Genomic DNA, 24087 nt, shown 5'->3' with positions numbered 1-24087 from the left:
ACCGGATCTTTTGTTTTCCCGAACGGCCGCCCGCGTGCGGCCGGCGCACGGGACGGCGCACGAGCGGCTGGTCCGCCCGCACGATCCCGCCGTACACGATCACTCGCGCACGACCCCGCCGCACCCGGTCAGTACGCCGAGCGGCCGGTGTCCAGCCGGACCGTCGCCTCGACCAACTCCCCCAGCAGCGGACCGACCTGGGGCAGCCAGACCCCGCCGCCGGCCGCCGGCCGCGGCGGCAGCACCCAGCGCACCCGCCCGCCGGACCCGCCACCGGGCGGCAGCGGCAGGAACCCACCCGACCCGTGATAGCGCAACGAGCCCGGCACCCATGGCAGTTGGGCGAGCATCTCGCCGAGCACGTCGAGCGAGTACGGGGCGACCAGCATCGCGTACCGGCCGGGCATCGCCAGCACCGGGCCGAGCGGCAGCCGCAGCGCGCCGAGGTAGGCGAGCGCCCTGGCACCGGCCGCCGCGGGCAGGCTGACCGCCGAGACCACCCCGCCGGTGGCGGCCAGCACCGGCGCGTCCGGGCTCTGCCGCTCCCACCACCAGCGCACCATCCGGGCGTCGGTGGTGGCCGCGAGCAGCGGCGGGTCGTGCGGGTGGGCACCGGGGACGGCGCAGCCCGGATCCCCGCAGGAGCACTGCCCGGCAGTCAGCAGCGCGCCCGGCACCACGGGCCAGCGATGGTCCACGGCGGCGGCCAGCGCGGCGGCCAGCCGGGCGGAACGGGCCGATGACCGGCCCCTCGGATTCTCACGCATGGCGCTCGTTCCTTTCCGTGACCGCTCGGTTCGCTCAAAGCCCGCCGGCGTACGTCGGGAAGCGCCGTGCGGGCCCCGCGAAGGCGCGATGCTGGCGGGGCCGGGCGGCAGGACGGACGAACGGCGTGACGGGCGTGAAGCACGGTGTGGAGCACGACCTGAAGGACCGCGGAATAGAACAGCCCTTGGAACGAGAATCCCGTACGCGACCGGATGGACGCCGCCCGGGGGCGGTTGGTTCCACCGTACGAGTGAGTGTCTTCCGGCCAGCCCGGCCGACGGACGGCGAAAGCATACGATCCGGACGGCCGCCGGAGCCGTCAGGACGGTTCTGCCCGCTCTCCCGGAGCTCCATGCCGTCCGAGGCCGACCGGCGCGCGTACGAACCGGACGCGCCCGCCGTACGGGCTCCGAAGCATGTGGAACCGGCCACCGCGTCGTCCTGGATCTGGACATGCCCCGAATGGCCTGTGTAGAAGTGGTGGCATTGCTGTCGATCAATGACGAGTAGTAGCGAATCGAGGCGAAACGCGCCCTTTGGCCGTCCTCGCTCCAATCGGCCGTACCTGGGGGTTCCGCATGACACGTACCACCGCGTCAGGAGTGGCGGCATGAACGAGTCCCACCCATCGTCGACTCCCTCCGAGCCGGGCGAGCCCGGCTGCGTCAGCGGGCTCTCGGTGCTCGACCCGCCGGGCCGCCACCGCCCGGTGCTCGGCCCCGCCGAGCAGCAGTGCCCCACACCCGAGAGCCGAACCGCACCCCCGACGGCGGTGCAGGACCGTTTGGCCGGACGGCTGTCCGATTTCACCAGCCTGCACGAGCACACCGAGCGGCTCGCCCGTGCCCGGGGCCTCGACGCCACCCTGACCGCCGTCCTGGAGTCCGTCGGCGCGCTGCTCGGCGCCCGGCGCGCGCTGCTGGTCACCGCCATGCCCGGCGGCGGGCCCAGCCAGCCGGTCGGCCTCGGCCTGGACCGCGCCAGCCTCGGCGCGCTGGAGACCGTGCCGCCCGAGCAGAGCCTGCTCGGGCGGCTGCTGCGCGAGCACGACCGGCCCGCCCGGGTGCGGTCCCACGACCTCGCCGGCGACCCCGCCATCGGCACCCGGCTGCGCGAGGTCGCCGTCCACCTCGGCCTCGGCGGTTGTTACGGCCTGCCGCTGGCCACCGAGGAGGACGGCCCGCTGGCCTCCGCCCTCTGGTTCTACGACGAGCCCGCCGGCCCGACCGAGCGCCAGTGCGAGCTGGCCCGCCGGTACTGCGAGGTCGCCGCGCCGCTGCTAGCCAAGCAACTGGACGCGGACCGGGCCCGGCGCACCACCGAGGCGCTGCGCCGGGGTCTGCTGCCGGACCACCTCCCCCGGCCCGCCGGACTGCGGCTGGCCGCCCGGCTCGTCCCGGCCGGGCTGGACCGCTCGGCCGGCAGCGACTGGTACGACGCCATCCCGCTGCCGGACGGAACCGTCGGCCTCACCGTCGGCAGCGTCTCCGGCGACGGCCTGGGCGCCGGCCCCGGCTCCGCCCCGGGCGCGGCCGCCGCGATGGGCCGGATCCGGGCCGCGCTGCGGGCGTACGCCGTGCTGGAGGGCGAGGACCCGGTCTCCGTCCTCGGCGACCTGGAGCTGCTGCTCAAGACCACCGAGCCGGCCCGGACCGCCACCGCCGTCTACGCCTGGGTGGAGCCGGAGGAGCGCCGGATCACCCTGGCCGGCGCCGGGCACTGCCCGCCGGTGCTGGTCGGCCGGCACGGCGCCGAGTTCGTGGAGACCTCGCTCTCCGCCCCGCTCGGCATGCTGGCCTGCTGGGAGGCGCCCGGGGTCGAGCTGACCGCCGAGCCCGGCGACACCCTGGTGCTCTACACCGACGGCCTGGCCCGCCGCTGCGGCCCCACCCTGCACGCCGGACAGGCCAACCTGCGCCGGGCCGCCGCCGACGCCCCGCGCGACGTGCGGATCGACCCGGACCGGCTCTGCGCCCACCTGCTGGCCGTCTGCGCGGGCCGGGACACCGGGCCCGCCACCGACGACCTGATGCTGCTCGCCGCGCGCTTCGAGTAAGCCCGAGCGAGTGAGCCCGGGCGCGCGGGGTACGCCCGCGCGCGCCCGGTGAACCCGCGCCCCCGCCACCCCGACCCCGAACAGGTGAGCGGCCGGGCGTCCGTACCATGGACGCACGGCCGCCCCCGCGTGTCGCGATCCGACGCTCCCGGGGCGGCACACCACCCCGCAAGGAGGCGACGTACGTGACCGAGGACCGCACCCCGGCGGTGGCCGAGAACCCTGAGGCCACCGGCGGCGACGAGGAACCGCAGCAGTTCAAGGGCCGCAAGAACGGCCTCTACTCCGAGGTCTCCGACGAACTCGCCGCCTCGATGAAGTCCGGCTGGGCCGACACCGAGCTGCACGGCCTCACCCCGGTCGCGCAGGCCCCGTACGCGGCCGAGCGCCGCGCCCGGCTGTCCGCCGCCTACCCCGGCGAACGCCTGGTGGTCCCGGCCGGCACCCTGCGGGTCCGCTCCAACGACACCGACTACGCCTTCCGCGCCTCCAGCGAGTACGTGCACCTCACCGGCGACCAGACCGAGGACGCGGTGCTGGTCGCCGAGCCCACCGGCGACGCCGGCCACGAGTTCGGCCTCTACCTGCTGCCCCGCTCCAACCGCGAGAACGGCGAGTTCTGGCTGGACGGCTACGGCGAGCTGTGGGTCGGCCGCCGGCACAGCCTCACCGAGCAGGAGCAGCTGCTCGGGCTTCCGGTCCGCGACGTCCGCGAGGCCGGCGCGGAGCTGGCCGCCCGCGCCGCCGCCTCCCCCGTGCCGACCCGGATCGTGCGCGACTACGACGCCGGTCTGGAGGAGGCCCTGGCCGGTGTGCTCGACCCGGAGCGGGACGCGGCGTTCAAGGAGTTCCTGAGCGGCCTGCGGCTGGTCAAGGACGAGTGGGAGATCGGCGAGCTGCGCGCCGCCTGCACCGCCACCGTCAACGGCTTCACCGACGTGGTGCGCGAGCTGGGCCAGGCCGTCGCCACCTCCGAGCGCTGGATCGAGGGCACCTTCTGGCGCCGCGCCCGGGTCGAGGGCAACGACGTCGGCTACGGCTCGATCTGCGCCGCCGGCCCGCACGCGACCACCCTGCACTGGGTGCGCAACGACGGCGCCGTCCGCCCCGGCGAGCTGCTGCTGCTGGACGCCGGCGTGGAGACCAACACCCTCTACACCGCCGATGTCACCCGCACCCTGCCGATCAACGGCCGGTTCAACGACCTCCAGCGCAAGATCTACCAGGCGGTCTACGACGCCCAGGAGGCCGGCATCGCCGCAGTGAAGCCCGGCGCGGGCTTCCGCGACTTCCACACCGCCTCGCAGCGCGTCCTCGCCGAGCGCCTGCTCGCCTGGGGCCTGCTGGACGCCTCGGCGTACGACGTGGAGAAGGTCCTGGAGCTGGGCCTCCAGCGCCGCTGGACCCTGCACGGCACCGGCCACATGCTCGGCCTGGACGTCCACGACTGCGCCCACTCCCGCCGTGAGGAGCACGTGGACGCGCTGCTGGTGCCCGGCATGGTGCTCACCGTCGAGCCCGGTCTGTACTTCCAGCAGGACGACCTGACCGTGCCCGAGGAGTACCGCGGCATCGGCGTCCGCATCGAGGACGACATCCTGGTCACCGCCGACGGCAACGAGAACCTCTCCGCGGGCCTGCCCCGCCGCGCCGACGAGGTCGAGGCCTGGATGGCCTCGCTCGTCTGAGCCGACGTACGCAACGGGCCCGGCTCCCCCTCGGGCAGGGGGAGCCGGGCCCGCGTACGTCCTACTTGGCGACCACCCGGACCGGGACGGTGCGACTGCCGACGACGATGGCCGGCCCCTCCAACGGCACCACCGCCACCCTCGCCGTCACCGGCATCACCCCGGCCCCGTCCTGTCCGGTCAGCTTCAGCCGGTACTTCACCGTCCTGCTCTGCCCGGGAGCGAGCGTGAACGCACCGTTCCCGTCCCTTGCCGGCTTGTCGGTGGAGCGGAGGTCCATGGCCGTCCAGGTATCGCCGTCCTGCCGTTCCAGAGTGCCGGAGACAACCGGCGAGGCCCCGGCGTACGACTCGGCCGCCACGACGGGCACCAGCGCGGAATAGCCGGTCCGGCTGGTGTTCCGGTAGGTGACCGAGAACGTCACCGCGCTGCCGTCGTTCGGCACCTGCTGACCCACGCCGAGTCCCTCGAAGCCGATGCTCACGTCATTCTGGTTCGGCCGCAGCGCCGGTACCGGGTGGCCGCCGACGTCCAGGGTGTCGAGGATCGACACCAGGGCGGTCTGGTACTCCGGCTTGAGCCCGATGGCCGAAAGGAACACCTGGTCGTCCGGCAGGGCCCACATCTGGGCCGTGAAGGACTCCTTGGCATTGCAGGTGACCTGCCACTGCGACTTGCGGGCGGCTCGCCCGGCCACGATGTCCCTGGTCTGCACCGGGTTCCCGCTGGTCATCGGTTCGCCCTCGGTGGGCACGTGCGGATTGCCCCAGACCGGGCAGTAGGGCTGGGAGGTCCAGCCGTCCGGCGAGTAAAGGAACGACATGGCCGGCCAGGTCTGCGGTTCCTCGTCGAACACCGCCAGCTGTACCCCGTACGGGGCGCAGTCCCTGGCCGTCGCCGACTTCGGCGCCCCGGGGCTCAGCACGCAGAGCCGTCGGTCGGCGGGGTCCGGCGGAACGACCCGCCAGCCCGCCGGGACCTTGAACTTCACGCCGTGGAACGTGTAGTTGGACGGTGCCGGCGGGGCAGTACTCGCGGTGCCGGACGGAGCAGGGGCACCGAGCGGGGCCTCGGTCCCGACGTCGCCGGTGACCGTCTCCGTGGCCGAGGGGGTCTCGACCGGGGTGGCCGTCGGGCTCGGCTCGGTGGTCGGCTCGGCACTCGGGCTGGGGCTCGGGCCAGCCGTCAGGGTGGCGGCCGGCGGCGGCACCTCGTCCTGCCGGGCCACGGTGTCGCCCCGGAAACCGAGCACGCCGAACGCCAGGGCGGCGGCCAGTCCGAACAGCGGCACGGCGGTGACGTACACCGGCCGCAGCCGGCGCGTCCGGCGGTTCGGCGGGGTGGCCGGGCGCAGGTCGTGCGCGGTGATCCGGGCCGTACGGGCGTTCATCGCCTCGCGGAGCAGCCGTTCCGTCGGGGTCTCGTCCGGCCCGGTGCCGTCGCCGCCGCGCGGGCGGGGAAGTTTGTCGGTCATCGAACCTTCTCCAGGTGCTTTTCCAAGGCGTCCAGGGCCCGGCTTGCGGTGGACTTCACGGCACCCCGGGACAGCCCCAGGGTCTCGGCGATCTGTGCCTCCGACAGATCGGACCAGTAGCGCAGCACCAGCACCTCGCGCTGGCGGGACGTCAGCTCCCGCAGGGCCACCAGCACCCGCCGGTGCTCGTCGTTGAGGACGGCGTGGTCCTCGGCGGACGGCGCGTCGGCCTCGTGCGGCGGCACGTACTCGCGGGCCGTCTTGCGACGGCGCAGCATCGACCGGGCGCCGTTGACCACCGAGGTCCGCAGGTAGCCGAGCGCGTTGTCCAGGTCGTCCAGCTGCTCGCCGTGCCGCTGGTAGAGCTGGGTGAAGGCCTCCTGCACGACGTCCTCGGCCAGGTCCTGGTGGTCGACCAGGAGGACCGCCATCCGGACCAGGCTCAGCCGGTGAGCGTGGTAGAGGTCGGTCAGGGTGGGCCGGTCCTCGGCCGGCCGGCGCCCGCCGCGCAGCAGCCGGAAGCCCGAACGGCGCTGTGCCGCCTCCGGCTGGACGCTCGGGGCGGCGGTCACCTCCTCGGCCTCCTGCGCACCGAACAGCAGCCCGACCACTCCGGTGAGGGAGAATCCCCGCCCCTTCTCGGGTCCGACGATCGGCCCGATAGCCATGGACATCTACGTTCTGCTTTCCCCCGGGACGGCGCCCGGTGCGGACCGGGCCGTCAGGACACGTGATCAAGGTTGTGATCAGCGGGGACCGTGTCATCGCCGCCGAACCGGCTCCGTCCGCCCCCATACCAATGGACGCGCGGCCCGGCTCGGGGTTGCACGTGGGTTCGAGGAAAGTTCGGCCTGGCCGTGACGGCTACACTCGGCCACATCCCGCCACCTACCTGCAGGGGGTATTCCGTGGCCGAGCAGTACGCCTCGGGGCCGTCGGCCGACTCGGCCGCGCCGCCGGTCGGCACCCCCGGGCCGGTGGACGTCGTGATCGGGCGGCGGCCGGAACCGGTGCACGATGTCGCGGTGTACGCCTTCGACGGCATGACGCCGTTCGAACTCGGCGTGGTGGTCGAGGTGTTCGGGCTGGCCCGGCCCGAGCTGAGCGGACTGCTGGCCGCGCCCTGGTACGGGCTCAAGGTCTGCGCCGACCGCCCGGGCAGCGCGCTCGCCTCGGTCGGCGGCTTCTCGCTGACCGCCCGGCACGGTCTGGACGAACTCGCCGCCGCCGACACCGTGGTGGTCCCCGGGGTGCCGAACGCCTTCGGCGGCGAGGTCTCCCCCGGCCTGGTCACCGCCCTGCGCACGGCGCACGAGCGCGGCGCCCGGATCGTCTCGATCTGCTCCGGCGCCTTCGCGCTGGCCGCCGCCGGCCTGCTGGACGGCCGCGAGGCCACCACCCACTGGCGCTACGCCGAACTCCTCCAGCAGCGCCACCCGTTGGTGAAGGTCAACCCGGACGTGCTGTACGTGGACGGCGGCTCCGTCCTGACCAGCGCGGGCAGCGCCGCCGGGATCGACCTCTGTCTCCATCTGGTCCGCCGCGACCACGGCGCCAGGGTGGCCAACAGCGTGGCCCGCCGCTTCGTGGTGCCGCCGCACCGGGACGGCGGGCAGGCCCAGTTCATCGAGGCCGCCGTCCAGCCCGTCGAGGCGGACGACGACGGCGTCGCCCGCAGCATGCGGTGGGCACTGGACCACCTCGCCGCCCCGCTGACCATCACGCTGCTGGCCCGGGCCGCCCGGATGTCCGACCGCTCCTACCTGCGCCACTTCACCGCCCGCAACGGCACCAGCCCGATGCGCTGGGTGATCACCCAGCGCATCGCGGCCAGTCTGCCGTTGCTCGAATCCCCGGACGGCACCGTGGAGGAGATCGCCGCCGCCGTCGGCTTCGAGAGTGCCGCGACCTTCCGCCACCACTTCGGCCGGGTGATGCGCACCTCCCCGACCGCCTACCGCCGCGGCTTCGGCAGCGGGGCGGCTTAGCGCTTGGCGGCCGGTCCGGCGGGCTACTCGCCGGTGCGCAGGGCCGCGTTGGCGAGCACGGCGTCGTGCAGCCACTGGGCGAGGCCCGGGGCGAGCTGCTCGTAGGTGGCGGTGAAGCGGGGGTCGGCGAGGTACATCGCGGCGAGGCCGCGGTGGATCTCGAAGGTGCAGTCGTAGAAGTTGTCGCGGATGTGCTGCCGGTGCACCTCCGCGAGGTCCATGGCGGCGCCGCCGTCGGCGGGCTCGCCCGCGGTGAAGGCCTCGACGAGACGGGCGTTGAGCGCGTCCGCCTCCGCCTTGATCCGCTGCCAGTCGGCCTTGACGTAGCCGCCGGTGCGGCGCTGGGACTGTGCCCAGGCGGCGGTGCCGCCCCACCGCTGCTCGGCCTCGGTCTCCCAGTCCTCCTGGTAGGCCTCGCCGAAGACCTCGAACTTCTCCTCCGGGGTCAGCTGAATACCCATCTTCTGTGCCTCCATGGCGTGTTCGACGGCCGCGGCCAGCTCCTGGAGGTGGCTGATGCGGTCGGTCAGCAGCTGGTGCTGGCGCCGCAGATACTCGCTCGGGCTCACCGAGTCGTCGTCCAGGATGGCCGCGATCTCTTCCAGGGGGAACCCGAGTTCGCGGTAGAACAGGATCCGCTGCAACCGGTCGAGGTCGGTGTCGTGGTACCGGCGGTAGCCGGCCCGGGTGCGGCCCCGGGGGGCGAGCAGTCCGATCTCGTCATAGTGGTGCAGGGTCCGTACGGTCACCTTGGCGATCTTCGCCACCTCGCCGACCGAGTAGCCACCGCCGTCCATGCGGGTCGCTCCCTTCTTGCTGACCACAACCCTCCGTCCTCACGTCGCGTGAGGGTCAACCCCGTATTCGACGGAGGCGGCCGTGGCGGAGGGCTGCTGGCGGAGGCGGCCGTGGCGGAGGCGGCCGTGGCGGAGGGCCGGCGCCCTAGGACGCCGCTCCGGCCAGGGCGCGCTCACGGCGGCGGGCCGACCGGCCGTGGCCGCCGCCGGCCCCCGTCCGCGGGCGGCGGCTCTGCCGGGTGGGCCAGAGCAGCACATACGCGGCCGAGACCACCACGAACGCGAGCCGGACGAACCCGCGCGCCGAGTCGGACGGGACCAGCAGCGTCCCGCCGTACAGCGCGGCCAGCGCGATCCAGCTCCACCACGGGACGAGGCGCTTCTGGCCGACGGCGTCCCAGAGCAGCGTGCCGAGCAGGATCGAGGCGGTGTAGTACGTGTAGACGCTGGGATCGAGCAGGATCCGGGCGTCGGCCCCCAGCAGGACGACGGCCGGCCAGCGGCCGCGCCAGACCGCGATCGTGCCCAGGCCCAGCCCCAGGGCGAACTGCGCGGGCCGGTCCCACCACGGGGTGGCCGGGTCGGTCACCCCGAACCAGCGCAGCGCGGAGGCCGGCTGGTTGGGAATGGTGAACCTGGCGGCCGCCACCGTGTCCAGGTTGCCCAGGTAGAACGGCAGCCAGGCGATCGCGACCAGCCCGGCGAACCAGAGCGCGGTCCGTAGCCACGCCGGCCGGGGCAGCGCGAGGATCAGCGGGGCGAAGGCCAGCGCCCACGGCTTGGAGTCCACCGCCAGCGCCAGGTAGACGCCGACCATGGTGGCCCGGCCGCGGCTGAGCGCGTGCGCGGCGAGAGTGGTGAAGAAGAGGGCCAGCACGTCGTCCAGGTGTGCGAAGCGGACCGAGACCTCGACCCACATCGGGATGAACGCCAGCCCGGCGATCAGCAGCCGCTGCTGGAGCCGGCGATGGTTGGTGCCGGTGCCCCGGTAGTAGCAGGCGGCGGTCCGGCCGACCAGGACCAGCATCACCAGGCCGAGCCCGGACATGGTCGCCTCGGCCAGCAGCTCGCCGGTGTGCGCGGGGAAGGGGTCGAAGAGCCGGGCGACGGCCAGGCTGACCGGGCCGATCTGGAGCTCGGGGTGGTGCGCGTAGAGCGAGAGCCCGCCGTCGGCCTGTCCGCTGAAGAGCAGTTCCTCGCCCTGGCGCAGGTAGTGCCAGGAGAAGCCGCCGCTGGGCTCGACCAGGAGGAACCAGAGCACCGTCCAGGCGACCAGGAGGACGTGGTGTCTACGGATCGGCAGACCTGCGATCCGCCCGGTGGCGGCCTCGTAGTCGGTGGTGCCACGTGCCGTGCGAACTCCCCGCACTTGTCCCTCTTCCCCGCCGTGCCGCCCCCTCCGGCCGGACATCCTATGTGACCGCAGCGGACCCCCGGCGCCATGGCCGGTCACCGTCGGCGGTATGCGGACCGGTGGGACCGGGCTCACCCGGACGCTCCCCGGCTGCTCCCCGGGCACTCGGGGCGCGCCCCGGTCGCTCTGCGGGCACTCTGCGGGCACTCAGGACGCTCCCCGGGCGCGCCCCGAAAAGCCGCGTGCCCCCCGGAGCTCCGGACACCGGATCTCCGAGGGACACGCGGGTGGCTACGGCTCCCGGGCTCAGCCGTGCTGGGCGGTCCTGCGACGGCGGAGCACCACGAGGGTGCCGACACCGGCCGCGAGGACGGCACCACCGGCGATCGCGATCGCGGTGGTGTTGTCACCGCCACCGGTCTGGGCCAGGTCCTTGTCCGCGTTGTCGGCCCCGTCCTTCGCCTTGGTGACGGCGGCCGGGGTGAGCTTCGGCGGGGTGATGTTCGGGACGGTCACCGGGAAGTCGATCGGCTGCTGGCCGCCGGTGCTGCTCGCCGACGGGACCGGGGCCGAGCTGGACGCCGAGCTGGTGGCGGAGGCGCTCGGCGCGGTGGTGGTCGGAGCCGACGTGGTCGGGGCCGGGGTGGTCGGGGCCGGGGTGGTCGGCTCGGCAGTGGCCGACGGCGAGGTGCTGGCCGACGGCGAGGTGGTGGCGGTCGCGGACGGCGAGGCGGTCGTGGTGGCGCTCGGCGAGGTGCCGGCACTCGGCGAGGTGCTGGCCGACGGGCTGCCGGTCGGCTTCCCCGTGGGGCTCGGCTTGCCGGTGCTGGGCTTGGCGGTCGGGCTCGGCTTGCCGGGCCCACCTCCCTTGATGGTGAAGCCCGCGCCCTTGATGCCGTCGCAGCTGAAGCGGCCTTCGTTGACCGGCTTGTGGCTGGTGTCGTCGAGCTGCGCGGAGAAGACCACGGGCACCACGCCGGCCTTGCCGAGCGGGGCGTCCTTGGTGAAGGAGACCCGGACCTTGATGGCGATGTTCTTGCCGCGGTTCACGCCGAGCAGGGCGTCCTCCGCGACGTTCCCCTCCTGGCCGATACCACCGAGCAGGGTCAGCACCGCGTCGTCGTCGGAGTCCCCGCCGCCGGGCGCGACCGAGCCGGGCAGCCACTGGCCGCCGGGCAGCTGGTACTCGACCTTGAGGTCGTCCGCGCCGAGGGAGCCCTCGCGGTTCTTGAACTTGAGCAGCGGGATGAAGACGAAGTCGTGCTTGGTGGAGTTCTCGATCCTGAAGGTGAACTCCCGGGCGTCACCGCCCGCGACGAAGGTGTCCGGCACACCGTGCACGGAGAGGTCGAGGCTCTGACGCCCGGCCTTGTCGGCCTGCGGCGCGGCCGCGGCGGACGGGGAACCGGTGGTGCCGACGGCCACGGCGCCCTGGGCGCCGGCCAGCACCAGAGAGGACGCGAGCGCGGCGGCGCCGGCAAGGGCAAAACTGCGACGTATGGACAAGGAGACCTCACGAGAGTGTCCGGGCGCGGCCCGGGAGCGCGGCAGGGCACGGCTGTTCGGACAGCGGACCCCCCGCGAAGATGAAAGTCCGACGGAGACTACCGAACGATCCAGCCACTTCGGAAGGTGGGTGCCACGCTGCGCGCACCACTCGCGCCACCCATGTCCGATTGGCCCAACTCCGTCACCTCGTAAGGCTTTTGCACTCGACGGCCAGTTGGCCGCAGCATGACCGATACACGTCCGGAGGACGGTGCCGGGCGGCCCTCCGATGGCCTGAAACCGACGGTGCGCGAAGGTCCCTGGTACGAAGGTTCCGGGTGTGGCCGGTCAGCCCGCGACTGCCGGTCAGCCCGCGCCGCGCCGCCCGCTACGGTCGACCGGCGGGCGGCAGCGGACGGTCCGCGTACAGGTGCAGCAGGGCGCCGAGGGTCGGGTCGCGGCGCAGACCGTGATCGAGGAGGCCGAGCCGCTCGGCGACCTGGCGGGACCCGGTGTTGTGGCCGTGGATCCAGGCGACCAGCGGTGCCTCGGGCGAGTGGCGGTGCGCGGCGGCGATGGCCGCACGGGAGATCTCGGTGGCGTAGCCGTGGCCCCAGTGGGCGGGGGCGAGCCGGTAGTAGAGGTTCCAGTAACCGGTGGCGGTCTGGAGCTGTGCGCCGCCGACCCCGACCACCGTACCGTCGGTGCGCAGCCGGGCCGTCCAGTAGCTCAGCCCGTCCGACTCCCAGCGCCGGGCGGCCCGTTCGATCCAGGCCAGGGTGGTCCCCTCCTCCCGGTGCCGGCCCTCGGGCAGATGGCTCCAGGTACGGGGGTCGGTGTTGATCTCGAACAGCGCCGCAAGGTCGTCGGCGCAGACCGCGCGCAGCTCCAGCCGGTCGGTACCGACCAGCCTCGGCTCGCCGGGGAGGGGATCCTTCGTGAACGTCACGGCGCGATCGTAGGCACGCGGGAACGCGCCGGGCACGCGGTTTTCCCCGCGCCGGTCCTCGGGACGGCCGGCGCGGGGAACGGCCGCCGTCAGGCCGGCAGACCGGCCCGGCGGCGGGCGACGGCCGCGACGGCGGCCCAGTCCTTGTCGCCGTCCCCGTGCGCGAGCGCGTCGAGGAAGGCGTCCCGCAACACGCTGCCGAAGGGCAGCGGGACGTTCTCCGCGGCACCGGCGGTGAGGGCGAGGTTGACGTCCTTGAGGCCCAGCGGCAGCTTGAACCCGGCGGGCTCGTAGCGGCGTTCGGCGACCATCGAGCCGTAGCCGGCATAGACCGGCCCGGGGAAGAGGGTGCCGGTGAGCATCTCGATCAGGTCGGTGGGGCGGACGCCGTTGGCCTCCGCCAGGCTGCACGCCTCGGCCATCGACTCGATCGCGCAGGCCAGCAGGAAGTTGGTGCTGATCTTGGCGGCGTTGGCCTGGTGCGGGCTCTCGCCGAAGTGCCAGGTGCGCTGCCCCATCGCGGCGAGCAGCGGCTCGACCCCGGCCAGCACCTCCGGCTCCCCGGCGGCGAGGATGTTGAGTTCGCCCGCGGCCGCCACCGGGGGCCGGCCGAGAACGGGCGCGGCGGCGTAGGCGATGCCGTGCTCGGCGTGCAGGGCCTCGGCGCGCTCGGCGAGCGCCACCGAGACCGTCGCCATGTTGAGGTGCGCGGTGGCCTTGGCGCCGGCCAGCAACACCGGGTCGAGCAACAGCCGTTCGACGGCCTCGTCGTTGGCGAGCATCGAGACCACCGTGTCAGCGGCGAACGCGCCGGCGAGCCCGTCGGCCGCCTCGGCGCCCTGGGCCACCAGCGCGGCCACCGGCTCGGGCGAGCGGTTCCAGACCCGGACCCGGTGGCCGGCCCGCAGCAGGCTGGCCGCCATGCCCTGCCCCATCGCACCAAGACCCACGAACCCGACCGTCGCACCGGCCATCGCACACTCTCCCGTTGTCGCCTGGCGGGCCGACCGTACGGCCACGATGCGTCGACTGTACGTCAGGCCTTCTGGCCGGTCGGGGATCTGGGCTCAGGCACGACCGTTCAGGCACGATCGTTCAGGCACGACCGTTCAGGCGGGCGCGTTCAGGAGCGCGTGTTCAGGCGCACGCGCGCTCCGGGAGCCGGACCGATCCGGCCTGCAGCTCGGCGACGACCCGGCCGCGCAGCAGCTCGTACTGGGCCTGGAGCCGGCCCGGGCGCTGCGGACGGGCCACCGGGCGCCCGGGGCCGACCCGTTCGTCCGGGCCGAACTGCTCACGGGTGAGGTCGATCTCGACGCCCGTGGCGAACCGGTTCCACCAGTGCAGGTCCGTCCGGACCCCGCCGACGTGCACCTCGCCCATCATCAGCTCACCGCCGAGGAGGTCGTGCACCACCAGCGCCGTCACCCCGCACTGGCCGCGGGCGGGATTGTCGGGACGCCAGTGGGCCAGGTCCTCGGGCGCACAGGTGTCCACACCCCAGGAGGAGCGGATCGCACGTTCGATGTCGTTGAGGGTCCACGCCGTCATACCGGGAAGCCTGCCACGCGCCACTGACAGCGGCACCGGCTTTTCACCGGGCCACCCCGTGTTCTGCGCCGACCTTCTCGATCTTCACCCGTACGAGCAGCTCACCGGGTACGCCGTTGCGGGCGCCGTACTGCTCGGCGAGGTCCTCGCCCATGTACCGGGCGGCGATCCTGGTGGCCCAGTGGCGCACCTCGGCCAGGTCGTCGCCGAGCGTGGCGGTGCCCTGGACCAGGACGTAGGAGAACGGCGGCCGCTCGTCGTCCACGCAGAGCATCACCCGACCGTCGCGGGCCAGGGTGCGGCCCTTGACGGTGTCGGCGCCGGTATTGAAGAGGATCTCGTCGCCGTCCAGCAGGAACCAGACCGGCGCGACATGCGGTCGGCCGTCGGCGCGGGTGGTGGCGATCTTGGCGGTACGGGTGCCTTCGGCGAGGAACGCTCGCCACTCGGCCTCGGTCATGTGTGCCATGGCCTCATCCTGACCCGGCCGGTGCCGCGGCGCACGGGATACGGCGCGCGAAGTACGGCCCGCGCGGCGCACGGGGCGCCGCCGGGCGGCCTGGACGGTCGGGGGCCCGTCCCGGCCCCGGCACCGGGCGGCCTACCTGGCGAGCGCGGCGACGCCCGCCTGCGCGAACTGCTCGTCCAGGTCGCCGCTGGGCGCGCCCGCGACGCCGATCGCCGCGACCGGCGCGCCCTTGGACTGCACCGGCGCCCCGCCCGCCAGGAACAGCGTGCCCGGGACGTCCTTGAGATTCGGGGCCTGCGCGAGCCGCTTGGCCAGCTCGGAGGTCGGCGCGTTCCACGAGACCGCCGTGAAGGCCTTGCGCTCGGCGGACTCCGGCGACTGCGGACCGGCGCCGTCGCCCTTGAGCAGCACCCGGGTGACGCCGTCCCGGTCGACGACCGCGACCGAGACGTGCTGGCCGGCCCTGGCGGCCGCGTCCAGGGTGGCCTGGGCGGCCCTAGTGGCGGCCTCGATGGTCAGACCGGTGGTCTGGGCGAGGTTCCGGTTCTGGGTGTCGGCCTTCACCGCGGAGGCGGCGGCCGGGGTCTCGGACGGCTGGGCGCTGGCCGAGACCGCACCGGCGGTGGCGGCGGCCAGCGCGGCGGCGGCGACGGTGCCGGTGCCGGTCAGCACCCGGGTACGCGCGGAGGTCTTCTTCATGGTCCAGCTCCTCGTCGGATCGGTCGGATCGGTCGGAGCCACGGCCGGGACCGGGTCGGACCCGGCGGCTCCGGTGCCGATCCTCCGACGGCCGGCCGGCCCGGCACATCGACGGTCCGGTGCGTGTCCGCGCGCATGATGGAGGACAGGGCCGTCAACCGATCGGCCGATGCGCGACCGGGCCGGACGGGTCACCATCGAGGGATCGCCGCAGGTCGGCACCCAGGTCGCCCGGGCGGCGGGCCACCCGGCCCGAGCCGTCCGAGCCGCCCGGGCCAGGTGGGCCGGGTGAGCAGCCCGAGTCGTAGCGGCCCGTCCGAGCGGTGCCAGTGAGGAGCGAACCCGTGGAGCAGCCCCGCCCCGTCGCCGGCCAGGACACCGGGGATCCGGACGCGGGCCGGCTGGCCGTGCTGCTCGACTCCGCCTTCCTGCTGCTGCTCGCCACCTCGCTCAGCCGCTACCTCGCCCACCACCCCGGCAGCGCCCGCATCCCCTGGGTGATCGGCCTGAGCCTCACGCTGGCCGTCGCCCAGCCGGTCGGCTCCTGGCTCGCACACCACCGCCCGCCCGCGGAACCGGGGCGACGGCGCGGGCTCTGGTCGCTCGCCCTGGTGGTCGTGCTCTGGGTGGTGCTCGTCCTGCTCGCGCCGAGCTTCGCCTGGTGCGCCGTCCCGCTGGTCTACACGGCCCTGCGCACCCTGCCCGCAGCCGCGGCGATCCCGCTGGTCGCGGCGCTCACCCTGCTGGTGGTGGTCGGCGAGGTCCGGCTGGGCGGGGTGGACACCAACCTGATCCTGCTGCCGCCCGCCGTCGCGGCGCTGGCCACCGCCGTCTTCCTGCACATGGAACGGCAGGCCGCCCGGCAACGCGCGCTGATCGCCGACCTGGTCCGCACCCGGCGCGAACTCGCCGCCACCGAACGGCGGGAGGGCACCCTCGCCGAGCGCGAGCGGCTGGCGATGGAGATCCACGACACCCTCGCCCAGGGGCTCTCCAGCCAGCAGATGCTGCTCCAGGCCGCCGACCGCATCTGGGACACCGACCCGGCGACGACACGCACCCACGTCCGCACCGCCGCCGAGGTGGCGGCCCGCAACCTGGCCGAGGCCCGCCGCTTCGTCCATGACCTCGCACCCGCCGAACTCGCCGACGGCCGCCCGCTCGACCAGGCGCTGCGGTCGCTCGCCGAGCGGGAGTCCGCCGAGAGCGGGCTGCCGGTCCGCTTCCACCTGGACGGCACCCCGGTACCGCTGCCCGCCGCCGCCCAGGCCGCGCTGCTGCGGATCGCCCAGGGCGCGCTGGCCAATGTGCGGGAGCACGCCGGGGCGTCGGCCGCCGCGCTGACCCTGTCCTTCCTGGGCGACCAGGCCGTTCTGGACATCGCCGACGACGGACGGGGCTTCGACGTCGGCGCCGCTCGTGCCGACGGCACCGGCGCCGGGGGCGCGCTCGACGGCACCACCCCTGCCCGAGGTACGAAGGCCGGGCGCGGTCACGGCCTGCCCGCGATGCGGGCCCGGCTCCGTCGGTTCGGTGGCGGCCTGACCGTCGAGAGCACCCCCGGCGAAGGCACCGTCGTCTCGGCCGCGATCCCCCTGGAGTCCCGATGAACACCGCACCCGCGGCGCCCCCTGTCCGTCTGCTGGTCTGCGACGACCACGCCGTGGTCCGGGCCGGTCTGCTGGCGCTGCTGGCCAGCGCCGGCGACATCGAGGTGGTCGGCGAGGCGAGCGACGGGGAGGAGGCGGTCCTGCTGGCCGCCCGGCTGGCACCGCAGGTCGTGCTGATGGACCTGCAACTCGGCGAGGGCATCGACGGGGTGGAGGCCACCCGCCGGATCACCGCCACGCCGGGCGCGCCACACGTCCTGGTGCTCACCACGTACGACACCGATGCCGACATCACCCGGGCGATCGACGCGGGCGCCACCGGCTACCTGCTGAAGGCCGAACGGCCGGAGGAACTGTTCGCCGCGGTCCATGCGGCCGCGCGGGGCCGTACGGTGCTCTCGCCCCCGGTCGCCTCCCGGGTGATGGCCCAGATGCGGACGCCCGTACGCCGGCTCACCGAGCGCGAGCAGGAGATCCTCGCCCGGCTGGCCCAGGGGCTGGGCAACCGGGAGATCGCCCGCGCGCTGTTCATCAGCGAGGCGACGGTGAAGACGCATCTGGGCCGGATCTACGACAAGTTGGGCGTGGACACCCGGGCCGGTGCGGTGGCCGTCGCCAAGGAGCGCAGACTGCTGCGCTGAGCGTCCGCGCGCTTCCGCTCGGTATCGGGCGGTCCGTGGAATGCCGGGTTCCGAGGCGGCGCGCCCCTGGCGCCGCCCGGCCGGACGGGTGCCACCGGCCGGGCGACCGCACCCCCTGACCGCACCCCACTCTTCGATTCAACTTGGCTGTGAGGAAAGGGTGTTGATGCATCGACCCCAGACCGGGCCGATCGATGACGGCCGGCCACCCACTCACACCCCGCCCGCGAATCCACTCCAGGGATGTGGATATTTCGTGGATCCCCGTATTGACAAACCAACCACGCGGTTTGTTAGCGTGGAGATCAACGACACCCCGGGGGAGGGGATCGCCGGGGTCTGTGCGGACCGCCCTCGCCGGAGGGTGCTGCCAGGGGGGCGGCGAGACCTTGGGAGTCGGGGGGAGCGGTGCGCCAAGGCCGTGCGACGAGGCGGTGCGGAGCGAGTCCGGGGGGACTCGCTCCGCACCTCCCCCGCCCCGCGCCGTCTCCCGTTGCCCCTCGCTATCCCGCTCCCATGGCACTCCAGAACGGGCAGCACACGTCGGGCAATGGCGCCCCGCCCGGGGCCACGGGCACGCCGTGCGGGTACGGCACCCACTCCGAACGGGCCACCCCCGGCGAACCGGCCGTCAGCCCGGCCTGGCCCAGATCGCCGAAGACCAGCGCGAGTTGGTAGCCGTCCGGGGTGACCGCGGCGACCCCGGGCAGCTCCCGGCCGACGTTCACCGAGGTGACGGTCCAGCCGCAGCGCCGCCAGTGCCGCTCCACCATGCCGACCAGCGCGCCCCGCCGGGCCGCCGAGACGATCGTGACGATGTCCCGGCTGCGGGTGACGTACCAGTGGACGTCCGCGTCGTCCGGGCCGGCCCCGGGCATCGGCAGCCGCGCACCCGCCCGGGCCACCCCGTGCCGCCAGGCCGGCTCCGGCCGGACGCCGTCCAGCGTGTCCCGCAGCAGCGCCTCGCACCGCTCGGCGGCGGCCGCCTGGTCGGCGGTCACGCCGGGCGCGGAGCGGGCGCCGGGCACCGCCGGAACCCGGTCGGGGCGGCCACCCGAGAGCCAGACGTTCAGTTCGGCACCACCTGGCTGCACAGAGCCCTCCGTAGTCCTCCCGGCGTTCGACCCGGGCAGGGATTCCGTCACCTCTTGGACGACGCGCCGGGCACCGCAGTTCCACGCCCCTCCGGCCCGCCCGCCCCAGGTGACCTGCGCCACATTCACCTCCTGTGCCGTCACATTCCCGCCGCCCGATCCGCTCAAGGGACGTCCGACCCACCGCCGCCGACCCGCACTGACCTATCGCCACCCCGACACCACCGCCCGGCAGGCGGAGCCCCACAACGGAAGGCGACGCGCCCCGATGAACGAACACGACTCCCTGGCCCGGCGGTTCGAGCAGCACCGCCCCCATCCGCGGTCCGCGGCCTACCGGATGCTCGGCCCGCCTCGTCACCGCCCCCAACGGCCAGGTCTTCTCCGTCATGGCCCTCGCCATCGCCAACGACCGCATCACCGAGATCAACCTCCTCGCCGCCCCGACCGCCTCCGCACTCTCCCTCTCCCACCCCTCTGGCCACACCGAGCGCGGCACCAAGCAGCGCCGCCGATGCCGTCCCAAGGGGTACGAAAGAATGGGCCCATGGCTACGGAGCTCGGGGATGCATACGCAAGCTGGCACGGGGCGCTCAAGATCCTGACTCGCGGCGCGCCGGAGCTCGAGGAGTGGCAGGACCAGCGCTACAGGTTCGCCCATCGCATCGGCGAGTTGCTCGTCACCGAAACGTCAGGACAGCCGGCCATAACCGGACCTGTCCTCTACGGCGTGTACCTGGCGGGAACGGGGCCGACCTACGTGGGCCAGACCGAGCAGGGCGACCGCCGCCTGCGCGATCTCCCCGTGGGTGAGAGCCACCATCTTGCGAACACCGTCCCTCCCGAGATCTGGGAACGTGTGATCGTCGTGCAGTGGCCGAACCTGCTCGGCCAACTGCCACCCAGAGAACAGGAACAGGCGGAAGAGCTCGGTCCCAGGGTCTGCGGTCTGGTACTCGAACACCAGACACAGCTTCTGATGCGTCCACCTCTCAACAGCCGGCGGCGGCAACGGGACGGCCAGTGGAGACACAGAGAACTGGCAGCAAGCCGCTCCCTCGGCGCGATACACGCCGACCGCCTGCCGACTCTCCACGAACGCACCCGAGCTGCATGGGACGAGCTGGCCGCCATCAACCACTCGGACAGCGCCTCAGGCCTCGCCGTGTCGCCGTTCGGCCGCGTGGTCTTTCCGGCGGCCATGGTGACCCCCGCCGGTGAGCGGTAGAGGCCTGGCAGCGTTCGGCTCCGTCTCCGACAAGAAGGCGGGACAACCGCAACCGCATCCGGTCAAGGGAAGCTCCCGGGGTGCCGCCCCGATCACCCTCCGCCATCCTGCCGCGCTGCGGGCCGGGAACCTTTCCCGAAAGAAATGCCATTCGATTTCACAGGAACCATCACGCGAAGTCATGGGCCGAAGCAAACCTCACTCCCACGACAGTGGGCGCACTTACACGCATCCGCTCGCCGAAACGGTCGGCTCACGCAGGTGGCACGGCAGCCCTGATTGGTCCAGACAACATGAAAGCCCTAGGTCGTTGACCTGGGGCTTTCGGTATGGAGCGGGCGACGAGAATCGAACTCGCGCTATAAGCTTGGGAATCTCTTCCGCGAAAATCGGCATAACTGCAGGTCAGGGGCCAGATGGAGCGCCGGGACTGACGCTCGGAAGCGCGAAATCCTTGACCTCCGCTTACCGTGGTTTACCGCCGCTACCCGCGCGCTAGTCGCGCAAGACGCGAATTCTCCGTTTCGATTCACGGACCAGGCGCCCAGCCGACGGGCGGGCCAACCCGCGCGACGTGGCCACACGCGTCCTGGAGAACCTGGCAGCCGATGACGTGATCGCCGGCCTGGAGGTCTCAGGGCCGGGCTTCATCAACGTCACCGTCACGGACGCCGCGATCCTCGACCGGCTGGCCGCCCGCGCAGCGGACACACGCCTGGGAGTGGGCAGCAGCGCCGAACCCGGGGTCACTGTGATCGACTACAGCCAGCCGAACATCGCCAAGGAGATGCACGTCGGCCACCTGCGCTCGACGATCATCGGCGACGCCCTGGTGCGGACCCTGGAGTTCTCCGGCGAGAAGGTCATCAAGCGCAACCACCTCGGCGACTGGGGCACCCAGTTCGGCATGCTCATCCAGTACCTCGTCGAGCACCCCGACAAGCTGGACGAAGACACCGAGCCGACCGAGTCCGGTCCGTCGATGTCCCGCCTGAACCGCCTGTACAAGGCCTCGCGCGTCCTGTTCGACAGCGACACCGACTTCGCCGACCGCTCCCGCCAGCGCGTCGTCGAGCTCCAGGTCGGCAACGCCGAGACCGTCGCCTCCTGGCAGCGTTCCTGGAACACGGTCTGCTGGGCTACTTCGCTGGCTGACCATCCAACGGGTGTCGCGGTTGGTGAGCCCGGTACGGACGAACCAATGTCTGGTGTCTCCACCCAGACACCAGCTGGTTCGAATTTAAATCCTGCGTCGACCCCGAGTTCGTCCAGATCGAGTGGAGGCACTGAGCACGAAGACCGCCCGGCCCATCACTGTCAGCGCCCACCGCTACCGTCTACGTGCCCAACCGAAGCGACTGAAAGGGCCAAGGGCCAGTGCACGACGGAGCCGCCTTCACCAAGGGTCAGCGTCGAGACCACCCACTCTGGGTCCAGTTGATGGTGCTGACCGCTCACCGCGGGCTCTGCGTCTACTGCGGCAGAGCCGACTCGTACTCGCTCGACCACGAGCAACCGGTGAGCGCTGAGGGCCACGACATCTGGTGGAACTTCATGCCGGCCTGCAAGGCCTGCAACCTGTGGAAGAACGGGCGAAGCTCCAGGATCTGGGTGCGCGACATGGACTTGCACCACCGCTGGCCCTCGGTCTTCCCGGGACGGGCGATGAAGCCGGAGGTTTACGCCGGCATCTCAGCGCGGGTCGAACGGACCCAGCGTGAGATCCAGGACCCCGACCGACGAGACTGGTTCCGGCATCACTACGGAACCGAATCCAAGCCGCGAAACAAGGTCGAGCTCTTGCGCCGCCTCAAGAGCTGCGCGCAGGACCTCAAGGAGTACGCGCAGATCCCGTGGAAGACCCCAGCCCTCGAGGACTACGGGCGAGACGTCTGCACCAGGCGCATGTGCTGTGGCTTCCGGCACGACGACAGCGACTTCACCCTGGTCTTCTTGAACACCGACGAGCGCGACGAACTGGAGCGGCGAGCCCGCCAGGAAGGCCTTCACGCTGGCGACCTTCTGGGCAAGATCGCGCGCCAGTACCTGGCCCGGAGCAAGACTCCTCGCAAAGCCGCCTGAAACGATCACGGTGGCGGGACCGGAGGCCAGTCCAGCTCGAAGACCTGGCACGGTCTCCGGCTCGACCCCAAGTTCGTCCAGATCGAGTGGAAGAATCGATCGAGACAACCGCCAACTGTTCACCGTCGGGCTGCTGAAGCACGTAGTGGGCGTCCTTGTCAACACATAGCTCACCATCATGCGCTCCGCAAGTAGTATCAGAGGGAACACCAGCTGTGGGGAGGGACCAATGGGCGCGAGGGAAATTGCGGGTCGCGTGGCTTATGAGGCGAAGGGCTTCGCAAAGGATGTGGCCGGACAGACACTCATGGGCTTCCACGCAGATGGCTATCAGCAAGCGGCCGACATCAGCATCGGTGTACTGGACCAGCAGATCGCCGTCCTAATGGATCGGATGACCTCAGACAACCCTCTGGCTGGGCAGGAGCAGTTTCTGCTGGGCAAGCTAGCTGAGCTGAGGAAAGAATTGACACAGGCGCTGGACGGCTTCTGGGAGCAGGACGAGCCCTCCAACGTCCGCGCCATCGAGCGCCGGTAGCCACTGGGTCAAGCCGCGGTAGGCCAGACCCCGAACCGGCAACATCAGCCTGGCGTACCAGAAGCGAGCGAGCCGAGGATCTTCGGCTCGCTCGCTTCTGCGTTGCCCGTTCAACGGCTCCGGCGACGCCACTCAGGCGGCCAGGGCTTCGGCAAAGTCGCGTGATGTCCGTTTCGTGATCATGTGAGCCCGAGGAGGGCGAGTGGTCGCTGTGGGTTGCGGGCGTTGCGTCGCAGGGCGGCGGCGATGCCGTGGACGCCTGCGAGGTGGAGTGCCCCGATGGTGAGGTTGCGCCAGGTGGCCATCGCCCGGGGCGCGTTGCCGGTGCGGAGTTGGGAGGCGTCCTCGGCGAAGGTCACGTCACGGATGTAATGCAGTGCCTCGATGGACCAGTGGCGGGTCTGTCCAGCGACTGGTGTATCTCATGTTGTGTGAGTTACCGGCGGCCGACGGAGAGCCGGCCGTCGAAGGCGATGTCGAAGGCCTGGAGTGCGGGCTTCCAGCGCATGGTCCAGCGTTTGCGGCCGGTGCCGGTGGGGTCAAGGCTCATGACGGCCATGTAGGGATGGCCACAGCGGGGTGGCTTCCTGGTGGAGAACGTTCAGCTGCGGCGCCAGCGGGTGGTAATTGCACCAGCATGCCCGGCGAGCCACCCCGAGGAGATCTCTTCCGATTTGTCGCATATTGTTCATATATGCATCGGCGGTGCTGCCTTCTCAGCCTCTGGAGCAGCACGGGAGAGAAGGGGTTGTGCCGTGTCCGACAGCGCTGAGGCCATCCACGCGCGGCTCGCGGAGCTCACCGCACCGACGGCACGTAGCCAGGTAGTCGACCTCGGATGCGGCGCCGGTCCGACACTACGTGCGCTGAGCCGCATTGCCCCTGACGCAGCACTGATCGGGATCGACCGGTCGGAGGAGTTCCTGCAACAGGCCAGGCAGAACCTTCGGGGACACCACGGCCCGGTGGAGACGCTCGCTGCCGACCTGCGCGCCCCGCTGCCGTGCGACGACGCGAGCGCGGATGTCGTCCTTTCGTACAACACCGTCGAGTGCCTGCCGGAGCCGCAGTGGATGCTGACCGAGGTCGCACGGGTCCTCCGGCCGGGCGGGCGGGCGATCCTGGCACACGTCGACTTCGACTCCCTAGTGATCGCCGGAGCGGATGCGGACCTTGATCGCCGGGTCTGCCACGCTTTCGCAGACGATGCGCAGAGCTGGATGGATCACTCGGATGGCCGAATCGGTCGCAAGCTCGGTCAGCTGCTCGCGCGCAGTCCGCTGAAGCTGGTCAGCGTCGAGCCTCTGTTGACGTGGTCAACCGAGCTCTCGGGGCATGCCGAGGATCGGATCGGCCAGATCCGGAAGGCGTTGTTGTCTGCCGCCAGACATGGTCGCGACTCGGTCGGTTCGGCCGAGGTGGAGGAGTGGTACGCCGCCGTGTGCGAGGCGGATCGCCTGGGAGGGTTCTTCTTCTCGGAGCTTGCCTTCATCGCGGTTGCCGAGCGTTCATGTGATGAGCCGGAGTCCGACGGGGCCGATCCGCCGACACGGAGCGGCCCCGTGTCACGTGGGACCGGTTGGGGCACAAGACATGCCGCAGCGGCCTGACAG

The 24087-nt window shown here is 72.3% G+C and carries 22 protein-coding genes and 1 pseudogene; 10 read left to right on the top strand and 13 right to left on the bottom strand.

Features of this window, described 5'->3' with window-relative positions:
• Positions 1 to 128: 128 nt before the first annotated feature.
• Entirely contained in the window at positions 129 to 767 is a 639-nt protein-coding gene (locus AB0P06_RS00355; RefSeq protein ID WP_363603883.1) for a bifunctional DNA primase/polymerase, read from the bottom strand.
• A 611-nt stretch (positions 768 to 1378) separates the two neighbouring features.
• Between AB0P06_RS00355 and AB0P06_RS00350 the strand changes: the two genes are divergently transcribed.
• Positions 1379 to 2824 (top strand): PP2C family protein-serine/threonine phosphatase, encoded by a 1446-nt coding sequence (locus tag AB0P06_RS00350; protein ID WP_363603882.1) that lies wholly within the window; start codon positions 1379 to 1381, stop codon positions 2822 to 2824.
• Between the two features lie 209 nt (positions 2825 to 3033).
• The gene (locus AB0P06_RS00345; protein WP_363604196.1) at positions 3034 to 4512 is read left to right on the top strand and encodes an aminopeptidase P family protein; all 1479 of its coding nucleotides are present in this window, start codon (positions 3034 to 3036) and stop codon (positions 4510 to 4512) included.
• Between the two features lie 61 nt (positions 4513 to 4573).
• Here the strand turns inward: AB0P06_RS00345 and AB0P06_RS00340 are convergent, their stop codons facing one another.
• Both AB0P06_RS00340 and AB0P06_RS00335 read right to left on the bottom strand, forming a co-directional pair.
• Positions 4574 to 5986, bottom strand: coding sequence for a hypothetical protein (locus AB0P06_RS00340; protein WP_363603881.1), 1413 nt, complete (start codon positions 5984 to 5986; stop codon positions 4574 to 4576).
• Complete coding sequence (locus AB0P06_RS00335; RefSeq protein WP_363603880.1) at positions 5983 to 6654, bottom strand: SigE family RNA polymerase sigma factor; 672 nt, start codon at positions 6652 to 6654, stop codon at positions 5983 to 5985. The genes AB0P06_RS00340 and AB0P06_RS00335 overlap by 4 nt, the downstream gene beginning before the upstream one ends.
• Positions 6655 to 6894: 240 nt before the next feature.
• On the opposite strand from AB0P06_RS00335, the gene AB0P06_RS00330 reads away from it, so the two are divergent.
• The gene (locus tag AB0P06_RS00330) at positions 6895 to 7974 is read left to right on the top strand and encodes a helix-turn-helix domain-containing protein (protein WP_363603879.1); all 1080 of its coding nucleotides are present in this window, start codon (positions 6895 to 6897) and stop codon (positions 7972 to 7974) included.
• A gap of 23 nt (positions 7975 to 7997) precedes the next feature.
• Here the strand turns inward: AB0P06_RS00330 and AB0P06_RS00325 are convergent, their stop codons facing one another.
• The 8 genes from AB0P06_RS00325 to AB0P06_RS00290 all read right to left on the bottom strand — a co-directional run bounded on the left by AB0P06_RS00325 (position 7998) and on the right by AB0P06_RS00290 (position 15281).
• A complete protein-coding gene (locus AB0P06_RS00325) occupies positions 7998 to 8771 on the bottom strand; it encodes a MerR family transcriptional regulator (protein ID WP_363604194.1) in 774 nt (257 codons plus the stop codon).
• A gap of 145 nt (positions 8772 to 8916) precedes the next feature.
• On the bottom strand, positions 8917 to 10074 hold the full coding sequence (locus tag AB0P06_RS00320; protein WP_363604193.1) for a hypothetical protein: 1158 nt from the start codon (positions 10072 to 10074) through the stop codon (positions 8917 to 8919).
• A 357-nt stretch (positions 10075 to 10431) separates the two neighbouring features.
• A complete protein-coding gene (locus AB0P06_RS00315) occupies positions 10432 to 11631 on the bottom strand; it encodes an LPXTG cell wall anchor domain-containing protein (protein WP_363603878.1) in 1200 nt (399 codons plus the stop codon).
• 370 nt (positions 11632 to 12001) lie between these two features.
• The gene (locus tag AB0P06_RS00310; protein ID WP_363603876.1) at positions 12002 to 12562 is read right to left on the bottom strand and encodes a GNAT family N-acetyltransferase; all 561 of its coding nucleotides are present in this window, start codon (positions 12560 to 12562) and stop codon (positions 12002 to 12004) included.
• Between the two features lie 89 nt (positions 12563 to 12651).
• Positions 12652 to 13581, bottom strand: a complete 930-nt coding sequence (locus AB0P06_RS00305) for an NAD(P)-dependent oxidoreductase (RefSeq protein ID WP_363603875.1) — start codon at positions 13579 to 13581, stop codon at positions 12652 to 12654.
• 118 nt (positions 13582 to 13699) lie between these two features.
• The gene (locus AB0P06_RS00300; protein ID WP_363603873.1) at positions 13700 to 14113 is read right to left on the bottom strand and encodes a hypothetical protein; all 414 of its coding nucleotides are present in this window, start codon (positions 14111 to 14113) and stop codon (positions 13700 to 13702) included.
• A 43-nt stretch (positions 14114 to 14156) separates the two neighbouring features.
• Complete coding sequence (locus AB0P06_RS00295; protein WP_363603872.1) at positions 14157 to 14582, bottom strand: PPOX class F420-dependent oxidoreductase; 426 nt, start codon at positions 14580 to 14582, stop codon at positions 14157 to 14159.
• 132 nt (positions 14583 to 14714) lie between these two features.
• Positions 14715 to 15281, bottom strand: coding sequence for a heme-binding protein (locus AB0P06_RS00290; RefSeq protein ID WP_363603870.1), 567 nt, complete (start codon positions 15279 to 15281; stop codon positions 14715 to 14717).
• A 344-nt stretch (positions 15282 to 15625) separates the two neighbouring features.
• On the opposite strand from AB0P06_RS00290, the gene AB0P06_RS00285 reads away from it, so the two are divergent.
• Positions 15626 to 16891, top strand: coding sequence for a sensor histidine kinase (locus AB0P06_RS00285; RefSeq protein WP_363603868.1), 1266 nt, complete (start codon positions 15626 to 15628; stop codon positions 16889 to 16891).
• Positions 16888 to 17532, top strand: coding sequence for a response regulator transcription factor (locus AB0P06_RS00280; RefSeq protein WP_363603867.1), 645 nt, complete (start codon positions 16888 to 16890; stop codon positions 17530 to 17532). Before AB0P06_RS00285 ends, AB0P06_RS00280 begins: the two co-directional genes overlap by 4 nt.
• A 503-nt stretch (positions 17533 to 18035) precedes the next feature.
• On the opposite strand, the gene AB0P06_RS00275 is transcribed toward AB0P06_RS00280, so the two are convergent.
• Positions 18036 to 18626, bottom strand: a complete 591-nt coding sequence (locus tag AB0P06_RS00275) for a hypothetical protein (protein ID WP_363603866.1) — start codon at positions 18624 to 18626, stop codon at positions 18036 to 18038.
• A 547-nt stretch (positions 18627 to 19173) separates the two neighbouring features.
• On the opposite strand from AB0P06_RS00275, the gene AB0P06_RS00270 reads away from it, so the two are divergent.
• From AB0P06_RS00270 to AB0P06_RS00255, 4 genes and pseudogenes are all read left to right on the top strand, one after another.
• Entirely contained in the window at positions 19174 to 19854 is a 681-nt protein-coding gene (locus AB0P06_RS00270) for a hypothetical protein (RefSeq protein WP_363603864.1), read from the top strand.
• 556 nt (positions 19855 to 20410) lie between these two features.
• A pseudogene (gene argS, locus AB0P06_RS00265) lies at positions 20411 to 21295 on the top strand (arginine--tRNA ligase); the annotation flags it as partial.
• Entirely contained in the window at positions 21295 to 21936 is a 642-nt protein-coding gene (locus tag AB0P06_RS00260) for an HNH endonuclease signature motif containing protein (RefSeq protein ID WP_363603863.1), read from the top strand. The pseudogene argS and the gene AB0P06_RS00260, both read left to right, overlap by 1 nt.
• Before the next feature lie 229 nt (positions 21937 to 22165).
• A complete protein-coding gene (locus AB0P06_RS00255; RefSeq protein WP_363603861.1) occupies positions 22166 to 22474 on the top strand; it encodes a hypothetical protein in 309 nt (102 codons plus the stop codon).
• A 179-nt stretch (positions 22475 to 22653) separates the two neighbouring features.
• Here the strand turns inward: AB0P06_RS00255 and AB0P06_RS00250 are convergent, their stop codons facing one another.
• Entirely contained in the window at positions 22654 to 22833 is a 180-nt protein-coding gene (locus tag AB0P06_RS00250; RefSeq protein WP_363603859.1) for a hypothetical protein, read from the bottom strand.
• 396 nt (positions 22834 to 23229) lie between these two features.
• On the opposite strand from AB0P06_RS00250, the gene AB0P06_RS00245 reads away from it, so the two are divergent.
• Positions 23230 to 24084, top strand: a complete 855-nt coding sequence (locus AB0P06_RS00245; RefSeq protein ID WP_363603858.1) for a methyltransferase domain-containing protein — start codon at positions 23230 to 23232, stop codon at positions 24082 to 24084.
• The last annotated feature ends 3 nt before the right edge of the window (positions 24085 to 24087 follow it).

Origin of the sequence: Kitasatospora sp. NPDC088351, assembly GCF_040685575.1 — a bacterium.
Taxonomy (GTDB): domain Bacteria; phylum Actinomycetota; class Actinomycetes; order Streptomycetales; family Streptomycetaceae; genus Kitasatospora.
This window is presented reverse-complemented; position numbering and strand designations above follow the sequence as displayed.